Below are 15833 nucleotides of genomic sequence, written 5' to 3'. Positions count from 1 at the left end.
CCGTTGCATGGAACGGTTCTGAATACCTACGTTAGCATTCCGTGATCTTTCTTCATTCGCCTGCTAGAATGAGGGAATTATTCCCGACTACCATTGTCAGGTAAATAAGGAATTATTCTTGACAGGCGTTGTCAGGAATTAAGAATGGATGCCAGCCTGCGAACGGATGTCGAGCAGGACACATACTCAAGGTTATTCGGAGGCAACAAGCATGAAACTCTCAACCAAGGGCCGCTATGCAGTGACGGCCATGATGGATCTCGCGATTCACGACCGGATCGGGCCCGTGACGCTTGCCGACATCTCGCAGTGCCAGGGCATTTCGCTGTCCTACCTCGAGCAGCTGTTCGCCAAGCTGCGCAAGGCCGATCTGGTGGAAGGCGTGCGGGGCCCGGGTGGCGGTTATCGCCTGGCCAAGCGTGCGGACCAGATCAGCATTGCCAACATCATTACGGCGGTCGATGAAACAGTCGACGTGACGCGCTGCAAGGGCCACAAGGACTGCCAGGACGGCGATCGCTGCCTGACCCACGAGCTGTGGGACGACCTGAGCCAGCAGCTCTACGACTTCCTCGACGGGATTACCCTGGCGCAGTTTGCCAACCGTCCCGAGGTGCAGAAGGTCGCGCGGCGTCAGGACGAGCGGCGTGGTGCCCGGCACCACTTCATCTTCCGTAACGACGCGGCATAAGGCGTTATTCGGGGCGATTCGCTCACGCGGATCGTGGACAGAAAACGGGGCCGTCCGGGTCAGACAGACCGGGCGGCCCCGAGTCGTTTTGGGGCGCCGGAAACACGGGCGCGCACTACGCGTGGGCAGGGTCCGGTCCGGGCGCGGGCGGCTTCCCGCGCGGTACCGCGTACAGCAGGCTGCGCAGGTGACGCAAATCCTCCCGGCGTTGTTCGGGCGTCAACGGGGCGAAACGCTGGCGGTTGTAGGCCTCTGCGAAGGCCTTCAAGGATTCCCTCAGATCCGGGCGCGCCCGTGCGACGCGGCGGGACCAGGCATCCACAGGTTCGTGGGCCTGGCGCGCCAGGCGGCGGTCGTGGCGCGCGATGCGGCGCGATAGTCGTTGCAGCACGCGATCGGCGGGTGCGTGCCGCTGGCGTGGCCGGCGCAGCCCTACCCAGGTCAGGGCGATCAGTGCCAGGCTGCCGAACCCAGCCCCCAGCGCGATCAGGACCGAGCGCCAGTCCTGCGAATCCAGCCCGAGGCGAGCGAACAGCTCGCGCTGGCGTTCGGGGTCGAAGGCCAGCACCCAGCTTTCCCAGCGAAAGCGTACGAAGTCGCCCCAGTCGTCCATCCCGAAGCGCGCCCGCTGCAGCCAGGAGAGCCCCTCCCCGCGGCGAAGAAAGCCGGGTATCTCCTCGCCGGTGTCGCTGGCCAGCCCGGGCAGCCCCTGTTCGATGCGTTCGGGTGCGATGGCGGCGGTGGGGTCGACCCGGATCCAGCCTTCGCCATCCAGCCAGACCTCGTTCCAGGCGTGGGCATCGGCGTTGCGCAGGCGCAGGTATTCGCCACGGGCCTGCCATGCTCCGCCCTGGTAGCCGGTGACGACGCGGGTCGGGATATCGGCCGCGCGCATCAGGACTGCAAACGCGGAGGCATAATGCTCGCAGTAACCGGCCTGGGTCTCGAACAGGAAGGTGTCGGTGGTGTCGTCTTCGAGGCGTGGCGGCTGGAGAGTGTAGCGGTATGGCTCGGCGCTGAAGCGTTGCAGGGCCGCCTGGATGATGGCGCGATCGTCGTCTCCGTGGGTGGCGCGCCACAGGGCAACCTCGGCCCGCGACCGGGGCGCGGCGGAAGTCGGCAGGTGCAGTGCGCGGGTACGCTCCTGTGGATCCAGTGTGGGTTCGCCCGCTCCGGGTGGGGTGGTCAGGGCGGCCTCGGCGCTGTACTGGATGCGGCTGGTCACGGGGCGATCGCGCAGGACTTGGTAGTTCGCGCGCAGCTCGGCATCCTCGGGCAGGGCGCTTGGGTAATCCAGCATCGGCAGATAGCGCGCTCGGGTGGGCTCCAGGGTGGCGGTGTAGCGGATGACGTTGTCGGTGTCGGCGGCCGTGGGCTGGATCACCGAGCGATTTTCGTCTGCGGACCAGCGTCGGCCATCGAAGTCCGTCATGACCAGGGCGCGCCAGTATTGCGCCCGCAGGGGCGGCACCTGGCGGTCGAATTCGACCCGCAGCGCGGTCGTTTCGTCCTGCAGCAGGTTGGCGATATCGCCGGGATTGAGCTCGCCGGATAACCCGGTGCGCGCGGTCTGCTCGCGTTGTGGGTCGCCCCACAGCGGACCCTCGACGCGCGGAAAGACGAAGAACAGGATCAGCATGAAGGGCAGGGCATGCAGCAGCATGGCGCCCGCCTGCCGCGCGAGGCGCGGGCGGGGGATCACGCGTCCGGCATGCACCTGGATCAGCGCGGCGGTGAGCAGCCAGGTGGCCAGGAGCGAATAGGCCGCGATCAAGATGGATTGGTCGAAGAAATAGGTGGTGACCACCACGAAGTAGCCGAGGAACAGTGCGATCACGATGTCGCGGCGGTTGCGGGTCTCCAGCAACTTGAAGGCGATCATCACCAGCAGCAGCGCGGTGCCGGCCTCCTGGCCGAATACGGTGCCAAACTGCGCGAAGGTCAGGCCACCGGCGATCACGGCCAGTACGCTCATCACGCCCAGCGAAGGCGCGGGGCGGCCCGTGCCCAGCAGCCACGCCCGCGCGGCGATCGCGAGCACGACCAGCACGGTGATCCACGGTGGCTGATGCCAGACGTGTGGCAGGGCGGCGACCGGCAGGGCGACCAGGGCCAGCTCCAATCCGCGCAGATCCGTGTGGTCTGCAGGCCTGGCGGTCTTGTCTCTCATGGGCCCGGCTCCGGGTTCATTTCGACCGGGGTGCTGCGGAACCGCGCAAGGGCATGCAGGCAGTGATCGCGGTGAACGACCCCCTGGGCCGGCTCCAGGGCCTGGTCGGGCAGGCGCAGGCCGAAGACGCGGCCCTCCGCGTGGGCCGCGAGTACCTGATGGCACAGCATGGACAGGCGGGTCTCGGTATCGGAGGCGGGCATGGCCCCCCATTCCAGCCACAGACGATCACCCTGGCCGCTGGCGAATTCACGGACATGCAGCTTGCCGCTGCGGGCGAAGGCCTTCCAGACGATGCGACCGGGTGGATCGCCTGTGCGGTAGGGGCGGATCTGGTCGGGCGCATCGCCCTCGCGCCGGTCGTACGCCCCTGCGGCTTCTTCGCCATCGTCCCCGGCGGTGTGTCCCGGATCGATCGGCGCCGGGTAGACCACGATCTCCGGCGCCAGGGTCAGCCAGCTCCAGACCTCCAGGATGCCCAGCGGGTAGCGTGTGTCCAGCCGCTGGCGTGGCAGGCGGTAGACGCCGCGTGCGAGTCCGGGCAGCTCCAGCTGTGCGGTATGGGTCCCCTGTGCCAGGACCGGGAAGGGGGCGCTGGTGTGCGTCCCGATGCGCAGGACCAGGGCCTCGCGGGCCCGTCCAGCGGTCTCGCTCAGGCGTAGCGGGAGGGTCAGCGGTTGACCGGCAAATACCGCAGGGACGGGCAGGGTGGAGACCTGCAAACCCAGCAGGTTGCGATGGGTGTACCACATGGCGTTATGGCCGATGCCCACCAGCAGGAAGGTCAGCAGGAACGCCATGTTGTTGGAGTAGTTGATCGATCCCAGGAGCATCACCAGGATGATGCCGAACAGGGTGTACCCGGCACGCGTGGGCAGGATGTAGATGCGGTCGCGCCCGAGGTGCGCCTGGTCGCCATCGTGTGCGTGGCGCCGGGTGATCCAGCGGATGGCATCGTCGCGCAGGCGGGCCATGCGGCCGCGCGAGCGGGCGGGTCCGGTCACGGAGTCGGGACGCATTCCATCAGGCGCGCGACCGTGCGTTCGGGGGCCTCCGGCTCGCGTGCGCGCACCCGATGCCCGGCAACGGCTGGCAATACGTGGGCGATATCGTCGGGTGTCGTGTAGTCACGGCCCTCCAGGAAGGCGTAGGCCCGGGCCGCACGCAGCAGCCCCAGCCCGGCACGCGGTGACAGGCCGTGGGCGAAGCGCGCTCGGTCGCGGCTGGCACTGATCAGGCCCTGGAGATAGTCGAGGACCTCAGCGCCGGCATGGACCTCGGCCACCCGGTCCTGCCACTCCCGCAACTGGTGCGGGGCCACCAGGCGGGGCGGGGTGGGGTGGCTCTCCGCCACCGGTGCGGCCGCGGGGGCGGGCCCGCTGCGTTCCAGCAGGGCCCGTTCGGCGCCGGCGTCCGGGTAGCCAAGCTGGATGCGCATAAGGAACCGGTCGAGCTGGGATTCAGGCAGCGGGTGGGTGCCGACCTGCTCCTCCGGATTCTGGGTGGCGATGACGAAAAATGGCACCGGCAATTCGCGGGTGGCGCCCTCCACGCTGGCCTGGCGCTCTTCCATTGCTTCCAGCAGGGCACTCTGGGTCTTCGGGGGCGCGCGGTTGATCTCGTCGGCGAGCAGGACCTGGGTGAAGATCGGCCCGGGGTGGAAGCGGAACTGGCCGCTGGCCTGCTCGAAGATGGAGACGCCGAGGACATCGCCGGGCAGCAGGTCACTGGTGAACTGCACGCGCTGGTACTCGAGGTTCATCGCCCGGGCCAGGGCGTGGGCCAGGGTGGTCTTGCCCACCCCGGGCACGTCCTCGATCAACAGGTGCCCATTGGCCAGCAGGCAGGCCAGCGCCAGGCGGACCGGCTCGGGTTTGCCAAGGAGGACCTCGTTCAGTGCGTGTTCTACCTGTTGCAGGGCGTCCTTGGCCGATGACATTCGAGCCTCGTTGTTGGTTGCGGCGGATGGATTGGCAGTCTGCCTTGAAGAGTTCTTCACCGGCGAATGGTTCCAGGTGCCAGGATGCGGCTACCATGAAGGCTCGTTTTCCGCGAGTCACGCGATGGATTCCACGGCCGCCAGTGCGGAACCCCCGTTCGAATATGATGCCACAGTCGATCCCGCGCCCCGGCTGCGCCTGTCGGGGCGGCTGGATGTGCATGCCGTAGAGCAACACTGGGGCTCGCTGCGGCGCCGTGCCCGCGATCTGGGGCAGCAGGCGGCGGGTGCGGTGCTGGTGGACCTGCGGGGCGTCGAGTATTGCGACGGGGCGGGGGCGGCGTTGCTGCATGCGCTGGAGCAAGACTTTGCGCGCGCAGATGCGGAGGTCCGGTTCGAGGGTATGGGCCGGATGGTCGAGGAGCAGCTTGCCCCGTACCGCGAGCTGGATGCGGTCGAGCCGGCTCGCGCCGCCGATGGACGTGGCTGGTGGCAGGGCTGGATGGACGGCGTGGACCGGGTAGGGCGTGCGGCACACTCGCAGTTCAGCTTTGTCGGCGAGTTGACCCGAGCCGTGGGCAGTGCCCTGCGCCACCCGCGCCAGGTGCGGTGGGGCGATACCCTGCGGGTGGCGGAGGCGGCGGGCTTCCAGGCCTTGCCGATTGTTTCGCTGATTGCCTTCCTGCTGGGCGTGATCCTGGCCTTTCAGTCGGCGATCGCGATGCGCCAGTTCGGGGGCGAGATCTTCGTGGCCAACCTGGTCGCGGTCTCGCTGTTCCGCGAACTGGGGCCGTTGATGATGGCGATCCTGCTGGCGGGCCGCTCGGGGGCCGCCTTCGCGGCCGAGATCGGCACGATGAAGGTGAACGAAGAGGTCAACGCCCTGAAGACAATGGGGCTGGATCCGGTGCGTTTTCTTGTGTTGCCGAAGGTGCTCGCGGGGTTGCTGGTTGCGCCGTTACTGGCCCTGTACGCGAACATGATCGGGCTGATCGGCGCTGCGGTGGTGATGCAGGGCTTCGGCATTCCCTGGGTGGCGTTCTTCAATCAGGTGACGTCCGCGCTGTCACTTTCGGACCTTTTTTCCGGGCTGGTCAAGGCGGTGGTGTTCGGCCTGGTGGTCGCCGGGGTAGGCTGTCTGCGCGGATTGCAGACCGGTAGCGGGGCTGCCTCGGTCGGGCTTTCCACCACCAGCGCGGTAGTGACATCCATCATTCTCATTGTGGTGCTGGACGGCGTGTTCGCCGTGCTGTTCTACCATCTGGGGGTCTGAGGCATGACCGACGCGGGCATGACCGTCCCGGATGGCACGCAAGGCGAAGTGGTTATCCGTGTTCGCGGGCTGACCATGGGTTTCGATGACCTTGTGCTGATGCGCGACCTGAACTTCGATGTTCGCCGGGGCGAGATCTTCGTCATCCTGGGGGGCTCCGGTAGTGGCAAGAGCACGCTTCTCAAGCACATGATCGGGCTTAACCGGCCGCAGGCCGGGCATATCTGGGTAGCCGGGTCGGATATCGCCGAAGCGGAGGGCGCGCAGCGCGAGGCGATTCTGCGGCGGGTCGGCGTTATGTACCAGATGGGCGCATTATTCGGGTCGATGACCCTGCTGGAAAACGTGCGTCTGCCGCTGGAGGTGCATACGAAATTGCCGCGCCAGGCGATGGACGCCATCGCGCGCGCCCGTCTGCAGCTGGTGGGGTTGGGTTCGTTTGCCGATTTCATGCCCTCGGAGATCAGCGGTGGCATGCAGAAACGCGCGGCCATCGCGCGCGCCATGGTGCTGGACCCGGAGGTCCTGTTCCTGGACGAGCCCTCGGCCGGGCTGGACCCGATTACCTCGGCGGACCTGGATCGGCTGATCCAGCGCCTGGCGCGGACCCTGGGCATGACCATGGTGATTGTCAGCCACGAACTGGCCAGCATTTTTGCGATTGCCGACCGGGTGATTATGCTCGACAAGGAAAGCCAGGGGATTGCAGCCGAGGGCGACCCGGCGACCCTGCGTGACACATCGAATCATCCGTGGGTGCAGCGGTTCCTGCGGCGGACGGATTCCGACGAAGAGAGGCCCGCATGAGTGCCCGACATCATTTCCGGCTGGGGTTGTTCATCCTCGGCGGGCTGGCGGCCCTGGTGGCGGCATTGCTGATCCTGACGGCGGGTAACCTGCTGCGTCCGTCCATCCAGATCGAGACGTACATGGATTCCTCGGTGCAGGGCCTGGAGGTGGGCGCGCCGGTGAAGTTTCGCGGCGTGAACATCGGGGAGGTCACTGATTTGACGTTTACCTCGGTGGTGTATGAATCCGACGTGCGCCCGCGTGATCGCCGGCGCTACGTGATGGTGCGGGCACGGCTGTATCCGGACCGTTTCGCCGCCAGTGCACAGGAAGGCGAATTCGAGAACCGTATTCTCGAGAGCCTGATCGACGCGGGTCTGCGCGTGCGCATGGCGGCGCAGGGGATCACCGGCATGAACTACCTGGAGACGGATTTCTCCGACCCGGAGACTCATCCCCCACTGGCGCATGACTGGGAGCCGCATTCGATCTATGTCCCGTCGGCGCCCAGTACCGCAATGCAGTTCCTCGAATATGCAGAAAGCCTGCTCAAGCGCATCGACGAGCTGGATATCGAGGGTGTCGTGGATAACCTGACCAGCCTGCTGATCACGGTGGACACCGCGCTCAGCGAACTGGATACCGGGCGCCTGGCGGAACAGGCGGATGAAATGATCGAAGAGCTGAAGACCACGACCCGCACGGCGAACCGGGTGATGGAGTCGGTGGAGCGTCTGGTCGAACACCCGGATACCCAGGCCCTGCCCAGCGAGACCCGCGCCGCGCTGCGCGAGCTGCGCGAGACCGCCGAGGCCGCCGATGTCGGACGTCTGGTGGACCGGATGGATTCGATGGTGGAGCGCCTGAATCGTGGAATGGACGTGAGCGAGGGCAAGTTGCTGGAAACCCTCGACGAACTGCAGGCCGCGATGGGTGGATTGCGTAGTCTGTCGGACGATGTTCGCCGTAATCCGGGCGGTGCACTGTTTGGTGCGCCGCCGCCGCGCAGCACGATGGACGAGGAGTAACTGATGATCCGATGGGCCTTACCCGCCGTACTGCTGACGGCCTGGCTTCTGGGCGGTTGCACGTTGATTCCCGAGCGCGATGCGGTGGACCGGTCATGGTTCCTGCTGGAGTTACCGGCCGAACCGGCCCCTCTGCAGGCCGAAACGGATCGTCCCCTGGCGGTCGAACTGGGCTCGGTGCGCGTGGCGCCGGCCTACTCCGGCAAGGGGTTGGTCTACCGCCTGGGCGACCATCGTTACGAATCCGACTACTACAACGAATGGTTTCTGACCCCGGGCGAACAGATCGAGCAGCTGTTGCGCGAGCGCTGGACGCGGGAGGGTGCGGCCGTCGAACTGGTCGGTAGCGCGGCTGACGTCCGGGCCGAGGGGCGACCCGCAGTGGAGCTTCACCTGCTGGTGACGGCCCTCTATGGCGATCTCGACGCCGCGAACCTGGACTCGCTTCCGGCGGCGGATGCCGAACAACCTGTGCGGGGAATGGGCCGCGTGGGCCTGCGGACCCAGTTGCGCACGGCGGAGCGTTCCCGCCTGGTCCACATGGAGGCACAACACACCATCGACCGGCGTTCGGCGGCGCGCCTGGTCTCCGCGTTGTCGCAGGCGACCGCTGATGTCCTCGCGGAGCTGGAGCACGAACTGCTGCGCGAAGCCGAAGGGGAGGCCCGCGAATGAGCGACGTTTTCGACTTTTCCGCGCCGTTGCCGGAGGGAGGCGAGCAGCCGTTGGCGGACTGGCGGGGTGATGTCCTGCTCATCGTGAACGTCGCGAGCGAGTGCGGTTTTACCCCCCAGTACGAGGGCCTGCAGGCCCTGCATGATCGCTACGCCGAACAAGGGTTCCGGGTGCTGGGATTTCCCTGCAACCAGTTTGGCGGGCAGGAGCCGGGTGATGCGGACCAGATTCGGGCCTGCGGGGTGAGATTCGGGGCCTCGTTCCCGGTATTCGCCAGGATCGAAGTGAACGGGGACGGTGCGCATCCGCTCTACCGGCACCTCAAGGCACAGGCGCCGGGTGCCCTGGGAACGCAGGGCATCAAGTGGAACTTCACCAAGTTCCTGGTCGGCCGCGACGGCCGCGTGATCGACCGGTTCGCCCCGCAGAAAAAGCCGGCCGACCTGGCGCACGCGATTGAGTCGGCGCTGGCCAAGCCCGGACCGCAGGCCGATGGCGGACGCTAGTCCGGTGCCCGCCGGGGCCGATGGACCTCGGCCGGAGCAACCGGAGGCCCACGACTTCTGGATGGCCCGGGCCCTGGAAGAGGCCGGACGTGCCGCCGAATTGGGCGAGGTCCCGGTCGGGGCGGTGCTGGTGGCCGCCGATGGAACCTGTTTGGCGTCCTGTCACAACGCCCCGATCGCGCAGCACGACCCGACCTCCCACGCCGAGGTCCGGGTGTTGCGTGCGGCCGGCGAAAGACTGCGGAACTACCGGCTTCCGGGTACCACGCTCTATGTGACTCTGGAGCCATGCAGTATGTGTGCCGGAGCCATGATTCACGCAAGGGTGGCGCGGCTGGTTTTCGGCGCAGTCGACCCCCGCACAGGCGCTGTTGGCGGTGCCCTGGACCTGATTCACCATCCCTCTCATAACCACCATATCGAGGTATTGCGCGGTGTTCGGGGAGACGAGGCGGGCGATCAGCTGCGTCGTTTCTTTCGCGCCCGCCGGCGCGTTAATTCGCCGTTAGTCGATGGGTAGTGACCGCCTTGTGCTGGCAGGGTCGCCCGAGGCAAAGTTGTGACGCAATCGACATTACGGGGGGCGTTGATGGATCGGGCACCCGCCCCCGCTTTGAAGCTGCCTTCTGAGGGATACCTATCAACCGCCACGATGCCGATGAACCGGACGATACCGCGAGGTCGAAACCGGACGAACAAGAGGCCGCAGCAGGGCCTGTGGGCGATGCGACGGCCGCCACGGAATCTCTCCCGGTTTTGGATGCAAGCGATCGTCCCGATCCCCTTCTGGGCGGGCTGATCCTCATAGCGCGTACCCATGGCCTGAACCTGACGGCGGATTCGGCCCGTGCCGGCCTTCCCCTGGAAGACGGGCGTCTCAGCCCGGGCCTGGTGGATCGTGCCGCCCGGCGCGCGGGGATGACCACGCGCACGGTGACCCGCGAGCCGCGGGCGCTGAAAGAGGAGCTCCTGCCGGCCCTGCTGCTGCTCGACAACCACGAGGCCTGGGTCCTGGTGGGCTGGAACGAGGACAAGAGCGTGGCCCGCGTCGTCGACCCGGAGGTGGGTGACGCGGTGATCGAAGTCCCGCTCGATCGTCTGAAGGCACGCTATCTGGGCCGCGCGATCTACGTTCGCCCCGAGTTCCGCCTGGACGCGCGGGCACCACGCGTGTCGAAGGAAGACAAGGGACACTGGTTCTGGCGGGTCATTCGCGAGAATCGGCCGTTGTACCGCGACGTGCTCGTGGCGGCGGTCATGATCAACCTCTTTGCCCTGGCGATGCCGCTGTTCGTGCTGAACGTGTACGACCGCGTCGTCCCCAACCACGCGACGGAAACACTCTTCATGTTCGCCGCGGGCGTGGTGATCGTGCTGATCGCCGATCTGGTCTTGCGCACCATGCGCAGTCATTTTGTCGACAAGGCCGCGATGCGGGCGGACGTAAAGCTGTCCTCGCACATCATGGAGCGGGTGCTGGGGCTGCGCATGGAGCATCGGCCGGCCTCGGTGGGCTCGTTCGCGTCCAATATCGGCGCGTTCGAGTCGGTGCGCAGCTTCATCTCTTCGGCGACGATCATCGCTTTTGTCGATCTGCCGTTTGCGCTGTTGTTCATTGCGATCATCGCGCTGATCGCCTGGCCGCTGGCGGTACCGGTGGTGATCGGTGCGCTGGTGTTGTTGCTGTACGCGACGGCGATCCACCGCAAGCTGCATGCGCTGGCGGAGGAGAGCTACCGCGTCGCAGCGCAGCGCAACTCCACGCTGGTGGAAAGCCTTGCCGGTGCGGAGACCCTGAAGGCGCTGAGCGCCGAGGGGCGAGTCCAGGCGACCTGGGAGCGTTCGACGGCGCATCTGGCCCGCACCAGTGCGCAGAATCGCCTGCTCACGGCGAGCGTTACCCATACAGCGCTATGGGCGCAGCACACGGTCGGGGTGGCCATTATTGTCCTTGGCGTGTTCCTGCTGATGGAGGGCGATCTGTCGATGGGCGGCCTGATTGCCGCCTACCTGATTTCCTCCCGGGCGATGGCGCCGATCAGCCAGACCGCGGGGCTGTTGATGCAATACCACCAGGCTTCCACCGCGCTGGGCTCCCTTAACGAGATCATGACGCTGCCGGTGGAGCGGCCACCGGAATCCACGTTCCTCAGCCGCGATCGCTTCGAGGGGGCAATCGAGTTCCGCAATGTGGACTTTGCCTACCCCGAGCAGCCCAACCCGGCCTTGCGCAACGTCTCGTTGCGCATCCAGCCGGGGGAGCATGTGGCGATCCTGGGGCGGGTCGGTTCCGGCAAGAGCACACTGGCCAAGCTGATCATGGGCCTGTACCAGCCAACCGGCGGCGCGGTGATGGTCGACGGCATCGACGTGCGGCAGCTCGACCCGGCGGAGCTGCGGCGTTCCTTGGGGTATGTGGGTCAGGAGGTGACGCTGTTCTACGGTAGCCTCCGGGAAAACCTGGTCGCCAGTGATCCGCTGGCTTCGGACGAGGCGATTCGCAAGGCGATCGGGATATCCGGTATCGAGGACCTGATCAACACCCATCCGCAGGGCATCGACATGCAAGTCGGGGAGCGCGGCGGGCGCCTGTCGGGAGGCCAGAAACAGAGTGTCGGGGTGGCCCGCGCGGTGCTACACGAGCCGAACATGCTCCTGCTGGACGAACCCACCAGCTCCATGGACAACTCGACCGAGCAGGCGATGAAGCGTCGCCTGGCCGAATTCATGGAGGGCCGCACGACGGTGATCGTGACCCATCGCACCTCGCTGCTGGAGCTGGTGGACCGCATCATTGTGCTGGATCAGGGCCGCGTGGTGGCGGACGGGCCGAAAGACCAGGTGGTCCAGGCCCTGCGGGAAGGCCGCGTCGGGAAGGCACAGGCGTGAGCAAGCGAAAGGAAGGACAGGGGTTCGAAGACCTCGGGCGCGGGATGGATCGCGCCGGCAAGGTCGGCGCGCCCATGGTGGACCGGATCTTTCGGCCCTGGCTGACTAAGGAGGGCGCGGACCACCGGAACTGGGCTTCGGATGCCGACTGGACCCAGATTCAGGAAAAGCCGTTGCGTGCCCGTGCGCTGCTGTACGGGATTCTGGTGACGCTCGCCTTGCTCGTGTATTGGGCCTCGGTGGCGGAGATCGACGAGGTCGCGCGGGGCGATGGGCGCGTGATCCCCTCACAGAACCTCCAGGTGCTGCAATCGATGGATGGGGGTGTGGTCTCGGAGATTCTGGCGCGCGAGGGTGACGTCGTTGAGCGCGGCGATGTCCTGGTGCGGATCGACCCCACCCGCTTCCTTTCCGATCTGGGCGAAGCGCGCGCGAGCGAATTTTCGCTCCGCGCCCGGCAAGCCCGGCTGATCGCGTTGCTTTCGGATACGCCCTTCCTGGTTACGCCGGACTTGCAGCAGGGCCCACCCGCTATCGTCGAGCAGGAACAGCAACTGTATGAAGAAAGCCTGGCGGAACTGAACTCGCGCATCCGGATTGCCGAGGAACAGATGCGCCAGCGCCAGGAGGAGTTGAACGAGGTACGGGCGCGCCGCACCCAGGCCGTGCGGGCACTGGAACTGGCCAGCCGGGAACTGGACGTTACCGAGCCGCTGGTTCAAAGCGGGGCGGTTTCGGAGGTGGAAGTGCTCCGCCTGCAGCGGGAGGTGTCCAACGCGCGTGGGGATCGCGACCAGGCTACGGCGCAGATCGCCCGCCTGAATGCCGCCATCGAGGAGGCGGAAGAGAAGATCCGCGAGGTGCGGCTCAATTTCCGCAACCAGTGGCGCGCCGAGCTGGCCGACACGCTTGGACGCCTGCAGGAGCTGGCCGAGGGGACCGAAGGGCTCGAGGACCGTGTGCGCCTGTCCGAGGTGCGCTCCCCGATGACCGGGATTGTGCAGAGGATGTTCGTGACCACTCGGGGCGGCGTGATCTCGCCGGGGCGCGAGGTGGCGGAGGTGGTCCCGTTGGAGGACGAACTCCTGATCGAGGCCCGAGTATCGCCACAGGATATCGCCTATCTACGGCCGGGCCTGCAGGCGCGGGTGAAGTTCACGGCGTATGACTTCGCGATCTATGGCGGGCTGGAGGCGACGGTCGAACACATCAGCCCGGACACGATCACGGACGACGATGGCAACACCTTCTACAAGGTCCGCGTGCGGACCGAGGAGACCGGCTTCGACGAGGAGCACCAGATCATGACCGGGATGGTGGCCCAGGTGGACATCATCACCGGGCGACGAACCATCCTGCAGTACCTGCTGAAGCCGATCCTCCGCGCGGGCGATCTGGCCTTTACGGAGCGCTGAGAGACATGCAGATCTTCCTGATCGTTCAAGATTCGCGGCCGTCGCCGCGCTGGGAGGCGGCGTTTCCGGACGCGCAGGTACTCCGGCCGCCGTTTCCCGCGGCGTTGCCCGAGGGCGCCGAGGCGTGCTGGGTGGGCACGGATCTGGCCGACTGGGAGCAGCACGTCAAGCAGCGCACGCGGGTGCACCGCGTGATCGTGCACTCCCGCCACCCGAACGACGAAGAAGGCATCCGTGCCTTCGACGCCGGCGCGCACGGTTACTGCCACACCCTGGCGAACGTCGCCCAGCTGCGAACGATTGCAGCCACCGTCACCGGGGGCGGTCTGTGGGTGGGCCCGGATTTGATGACCCGCATGATCCGCACAGTGCGCAGCGCGCAGCCGCGTGATCCGGAAACACCGCCCGAGGGCTTCGAGGAACTGACCCCGCGCGAACGCCAGGTCGCCCTTGCCGTGACCACAGGCGCGCACAACAAGGAAATCGCACGCCAGCTCGGGATGACCGAGCGCACGGTCAAGATGCACCTCGGTTCGGTCTTCAAGAAGCTCGACGTCGACGATCGCGTCCAGCTCGTCCTGCACCTTACGCGTCTGCGCGAGTCCTGGCCCACGGCCTGATCCGGTCCAGGCGATCCTTCTGGTCGTCGTCCGGGGGTGATGGGGTTCGCGACCCACATGACCATCCTGCGGGCCGCGCCGCCTGACGGGTGGCTCGCCTTCGGGGCTCGACTCGCTCGGTTCGTGGATGTGGCGAATCATCTCGCCCGAAATCGAGACCCACATCGTTACGAGTGCATCTGGTTTTCCCGGTCGAGTCCTACGGCCGTTCCTTCTGCCCCCCTGTACTTCAGTACAGCTGTCGCGCCAGCGGCTGCTTCCCTAGCATCTTATCCAGCAAAAACTTTCAACTAGTACCGTATCCAAGGGGATCGTCATGTCCGAAGTCGTCGTAGCGACCGTTGAATCCATTGTCGGCACTGTCATTGCGCGGGACGAGGACGGCAACACCCGCGTCCTGCAGCCGGGCGACCAAATCTTCCATGGCGAAGAAGTGATCGCCGAAGACGGCGCCTTCATCGAAATGGCCTTCGAGGACGGGTCCACCATGACGCTGGCCGGCAACGAATCGGCCACCATCACCCCGGACCTTGCCGAATCCGCCGAACCCGAACCCCAGGACGCCGAGGTGGCCGACGCCACCGTTGAGGAGATCATTGCGGCTCTGGATCGGGGCGAAGACATCACCGATCTGATCGAGGCCCCGGCCGCCGGTCTGGACGGCGGTGTCGCCGGTGAAGGCGGTGGCTTCGTCCGTATCGCTCGCGGCTCCGAGGAAGTAGGCCAGGTCACTTACGCCTATGACTCGAATTCCTTACGCGGACCGGGCGAGGTCGACGACGGCGGAACCTTTGGTGAGACAGCGGATACCGGTGAACCCGGTGAGCCCGGCGTTCCCGAAGAAGTGACCCCGTCTGGCGCGATTTCGGTGTCGTCGTTTATGTACGGCCCGGGAGAGCGTGGGCCGGTCGACGACTTTATGCCCCAGAACATGGATGCTCAGTCGGACGTCTTGAGCATTGCGATGGACGACGGGTCCCAACAGTGGGTGATGGCATCCATTTCCGGCACGACCGAAGAGATCCCTGCGGGTTCATTCATTCGTCTGATGATTACAGACTCGGAAGGTAATAGCGTCGAGTTTGGCAGCACGGATGGCGGCAACGGTAATGAAGAAGTGATTGTCCAGGAAGACGGTACCTGGACCGCCACGAATGTTGACATCACTTCGCTCAGCCCCGGTGAGCTCCAAGTCGAGGCCTTCGTTGTTGACCAGAACGGTGACGAGCAGTCGGATTCCTTGGACGTCGAATTCACGCTGCCCTCTGTCGAGATCGGTAACTTCGAATTTTCGCCGGAAGGCTTTGATGGTGGAGAGGGTGGAGCCCCCAATCCATCCCTGAACATCAGCGCCTCGGATGCAACTAGCGTCATCGTGTTCGTATCTGGGCCCGACGGGACCCAAATTGTGGATGCGACGCAGGAGAACGGCGAATGGGTCGTCGACCTGAGTGGGTTGAGTTTCGAGCAAGGGGTGGAGTACACGGTTTCTGCCGAAGCGACTGACAACCTGGGTTTTGTCGACCAATCGGGAATCTTGCAGGCGTCGTTCGATCTGCCGACGGTGGACGTGACCTTCGAGCTGGGATCGGAGAACAACGAGGTCTCGGCGGAGATCAATGGCACCTCGAGCAATGCGACCTCGATCGAGGTGGTGGTCAGTGGCGAAGGTGTGGACGAAACGTTCACGGTGACGCCGGGCGATAACGGTGACTGGTCGGTGTCGGACGAGGATCTGGACGGTCTGGACTTCCAGGACGGCGAGACCTACGAGGTGACGGCGACCGCGTCGGATGGTGACGGCAACACGGCGGAGGCGACGGCCACGGGTGCGTTCG

The 15833-nt window shown here is 65.9% G+C and carries 14 protein-coding genes; 11 read left to right on the top strand and 3 right to left on the bottom strand.

Going from position 1 to position 15833, the window contains the following annotated elements:
• Nucleotides 1–211 precede the first annotated feature (211 nt).
• A complete protein-coding gene (gene iscR / locus F618_RS0108990) occupies nt 212–691 on the top strand; it encodes a Fe-S cluster assembly transcriptional regulator IscR (protein WP_018951746.1) in 480 nt (159 codons plus the stop codon).
• Nucleotides 692–806: 115 nt separating this feature from the next.
• Here iscR and F618_RS0108985 read toward each other — a convergent pair whose 3' ends face one another.
• Genes F618_RS0108985 through F618_RS0108975 form a run of 3 tightly spaced genes read right to left on the bottom strand, consistent with a single transcriptional unit; the run spans nt 807 to nt 4800 of the window.
• Nucleotides 807–2813 carry a transglutaminaseTgpA domain-containing protein gene (locus tag F618_RS0108985; RefSeq protein WP_019568362.1) on the bottom strand — a complete coding sequence of 669 codons (2007 nt, stop codon included), beginning with the start codon at nt 2811–2813 and terminating at the stop codon, nt 807–809.
• A 44-nt stretch (nt 2814–2857) separates the two neighbouring features.
• Complete coding sequence (locus F618_RS0108980; protein ID WP_019568361.1) at nt 2858–3880, bottom strand: DUF58 domain-containing protein; 1023 nt, start codon at nt 3878–3880, stop codon at nt 2858–2860.
• On the bottom strand, nt 3862–4800 hold the full coding sequence (locus F618_RS0108975) for a MoxR family ATPase (protein ID WP_019568360.1): 939 nt from the start codon (nt 4798–4800) through the stop codon (nt 3862–3864). The genes F618_RS0108980 and F618_RS0108975 overlap by 19 nt, the downstream gene beginning before the upstream one ends.
• A gap of 124 nt (nt 4801–4924) precedes the next feature.
• Between F618_RS0108975 and F618_RS0108970 the strand changes: the two genes are divergently transcribed.
• From F618_RS0108970 to F618_RS16350, 10 genes are all read left to right on the top strand, one after another.
• Nucleotides 4925–6073, top strand: coding sequence for an MlaE family lipid ABC transporter permease subunit (locus tag F618_RS0108970; RefSeq protein ID WP_018937739.1), 1149 nt, complete (start codon nt 4925–4927; stop codon nt 6071–6073).
• A 3-nt stretch (nt 6074–6076) separates the two neighbouring features.
• Entirely contained in the window at nt 6077–6880 is an 804-nt protein-coding gene (locus F618_RS0108965) for an ABC transporter ATP-binding protein (protein WP_019563526.1), read from the top strand.
• Nucleotides 6877–7890, top strand: coding sequence for an MlaD family protein (locus F618_RS0108960; protein WP_019563527.1), 1014 nt, complete (start codon nt 6877–6879; stop codon nt 7888–7890). The genes F618_RS0108965 and F618_RS0108960 overlap by 4 nt, the downstream gene beginning before the upstream one ends.
• Before the next feature lie 3 nt (nt 7891–7893).
• Nucleotides 7894–8565, top strand: coding sequence for a membrane integrity-associated transporter subunit PqiC (locus F618_RS0108955; RefSeq protein WP_019568359.1), 672 nt, complete (start codon nt 7894–7896; stop codon nt 8563–8565).
• The gene (locus F618_RS0108950; RefSeq protein ID WP_019568358.1) at nt 8562–9071 is read left to right on the top strand and encodes a glutathione peroxidase; all 510 of its coding nucleotides are present in this window, start codon (nt 8562–8564) and stop codon (nt 9069–9071) included. The genes F618_RS0108955 and F618_RS0108950 overlap by 4 nt, the downstream gene beginning before the upstream one ends.
• Complete coding sequence (gene tadA / locus F618_RS0108945; protein ID WP_019568357.1) at nt 9058–9591, top strand: tRNA adenosine(34) deaminase TadA; 534 nt, start codon at nt 9058–9060, stop codon at nt 9589–9591. The genes F618_RS0108950 and tadA overlap by 14 nt, the downstream gene beginning before the upstream one ends.
• A 236-nt stretch (nt 9592–9827) precedes the next feature.
• Nucleotides 9828–11960 (top strand): type I secretion system permease/ATPase, encoded by a 2133-nt coding sequence (locus F618_RS0108940; RefSeq protein ID WP_019568356.1) that lies wholly within the window; start codon nt 9828–9830, stop codon nt 11958–11960.
• Complete coding sequence (locus F618_RS0108935; protein WP_019568355.1) at nt 11957–13375, top strand: HlyD family type I secretion periplasmic adaptor subunit; 1419 nt, start codon at nt 11957–11959, stop codon at nt 13373–13375. The genes F618_RS0108940 and F618_RS0108935 overlap by 4 nt, the downstream gene beginning before the upstream one ends.
• 5 nt (nt 13376–13380) lie before the next feature.
• A complete protein-coding gene (locus F618_RS0108930; protein WP_019568354.1) occupies nt 13381–13995 on the top strand; it encodes a response regulator transcription factor in 615 nt (204 codons plus the stop codon).
• Between the two features lie 316 nt (nt 13996–14311).
• On the top strand, nt 14312–15833 hold a 1522-nt coding region (locus F618_RS16350), incomplete at its 3' end, for a retention module-containing protein (RefSeq protein WP_019568353.1).

Origin of the sequence: Thioalkalivibrio sp. ALMg13-2 (assembly GCF_000381185.1) — a bacterium.
GTDB classification, from domain to species: Bacteria; Pseudomonadota; Gammaproteobacteria; order Ectothiorhodospirales; family Ectothiorhodospiraceae; genus Thioalkalivibrio; species Thioalkalivibrio versutus.
Note: the sequence above shows the minus strand (reverse complement) of the source record. Positions and strands in the feature narration are given on the sequence as shown.

What these genes read in the sequence shown, in the direction of transcription:
- iscR (WP_018951746.1), top strand. Translation starts at nt 212, where the DNA reads ATGAAACTCTCAACCAAGGGCCGCTATGCAGTGACGGCCATGATGGAT.
- F618_RS0108980 (WP_019568361.1), bottom strand. Translation starts at nt 3,880, where the DNA reads ATGCGTCCCGACTCCGTGACCGGACCCGCCCGCTCGCGCGGCCGCATG.
- F618_RS0108975 (WP_019568360.1), bottom strand. Translation starts at nt 4,800, where the DNA reads ATGTCATCGGCCAAGGACGCCCTGCAACAGGTAGAACACGCACTGAAC.
- F618_RS0108970 (WP_018937739.1), top strand. Translation starts at nt 4,925, where the DNA reads ATGGATTCCACGGCCGCCAGTGCGGAACCCCCGTTCGAATATGATGCC.
- F618_RS0108965 (WP_019563526.1), top strand. Translation starts at nt 6,077, where the DNA reads ATGACCGACGCGGGCATGACCGTCCCGGATGGCACGCAAGGCGAAGTG.
- F618_RS0108960 (WP_019563527.1), top strand. Translation starts at nt 6,877, where the DNA reads ATGAGTGCCCGACATCATTTCCGGCTGGGGTTGTTCATCCTCGGCGGG.
- F618_RS0108955 (WP_019568359.1), top strand. Translation starts at nt 7,894, where the DNA reads ATGATCCGATGGGCCTTACCCGCCGTACTGCTGACGGCCTGGCTTCTG.
- F618_RS0108950 (WP_019568358.1), top strand. Translation starts at nt 8,562, where the DNA reads ATGAGCGACGTTTTCGACTTTTCCGCGCCGTTGCCGGAGGGAGGCGAG.
- tadA (WP_019568357.1), top strand. Translation starts at nt 9,058, where the DNA reads ATGGCGGACGCTAGTCCGGTGCCCGCCGGGGCCGATGGACCTCGGCCG.
- F618_RS0108930 (WP_019568354.1), top strand. Translation starts at nt 13,381, where the DNA reads ATGCAGATCTTCCTGATCGTTCAAGATTCGCGGCCGTCGCCGCGCTGG.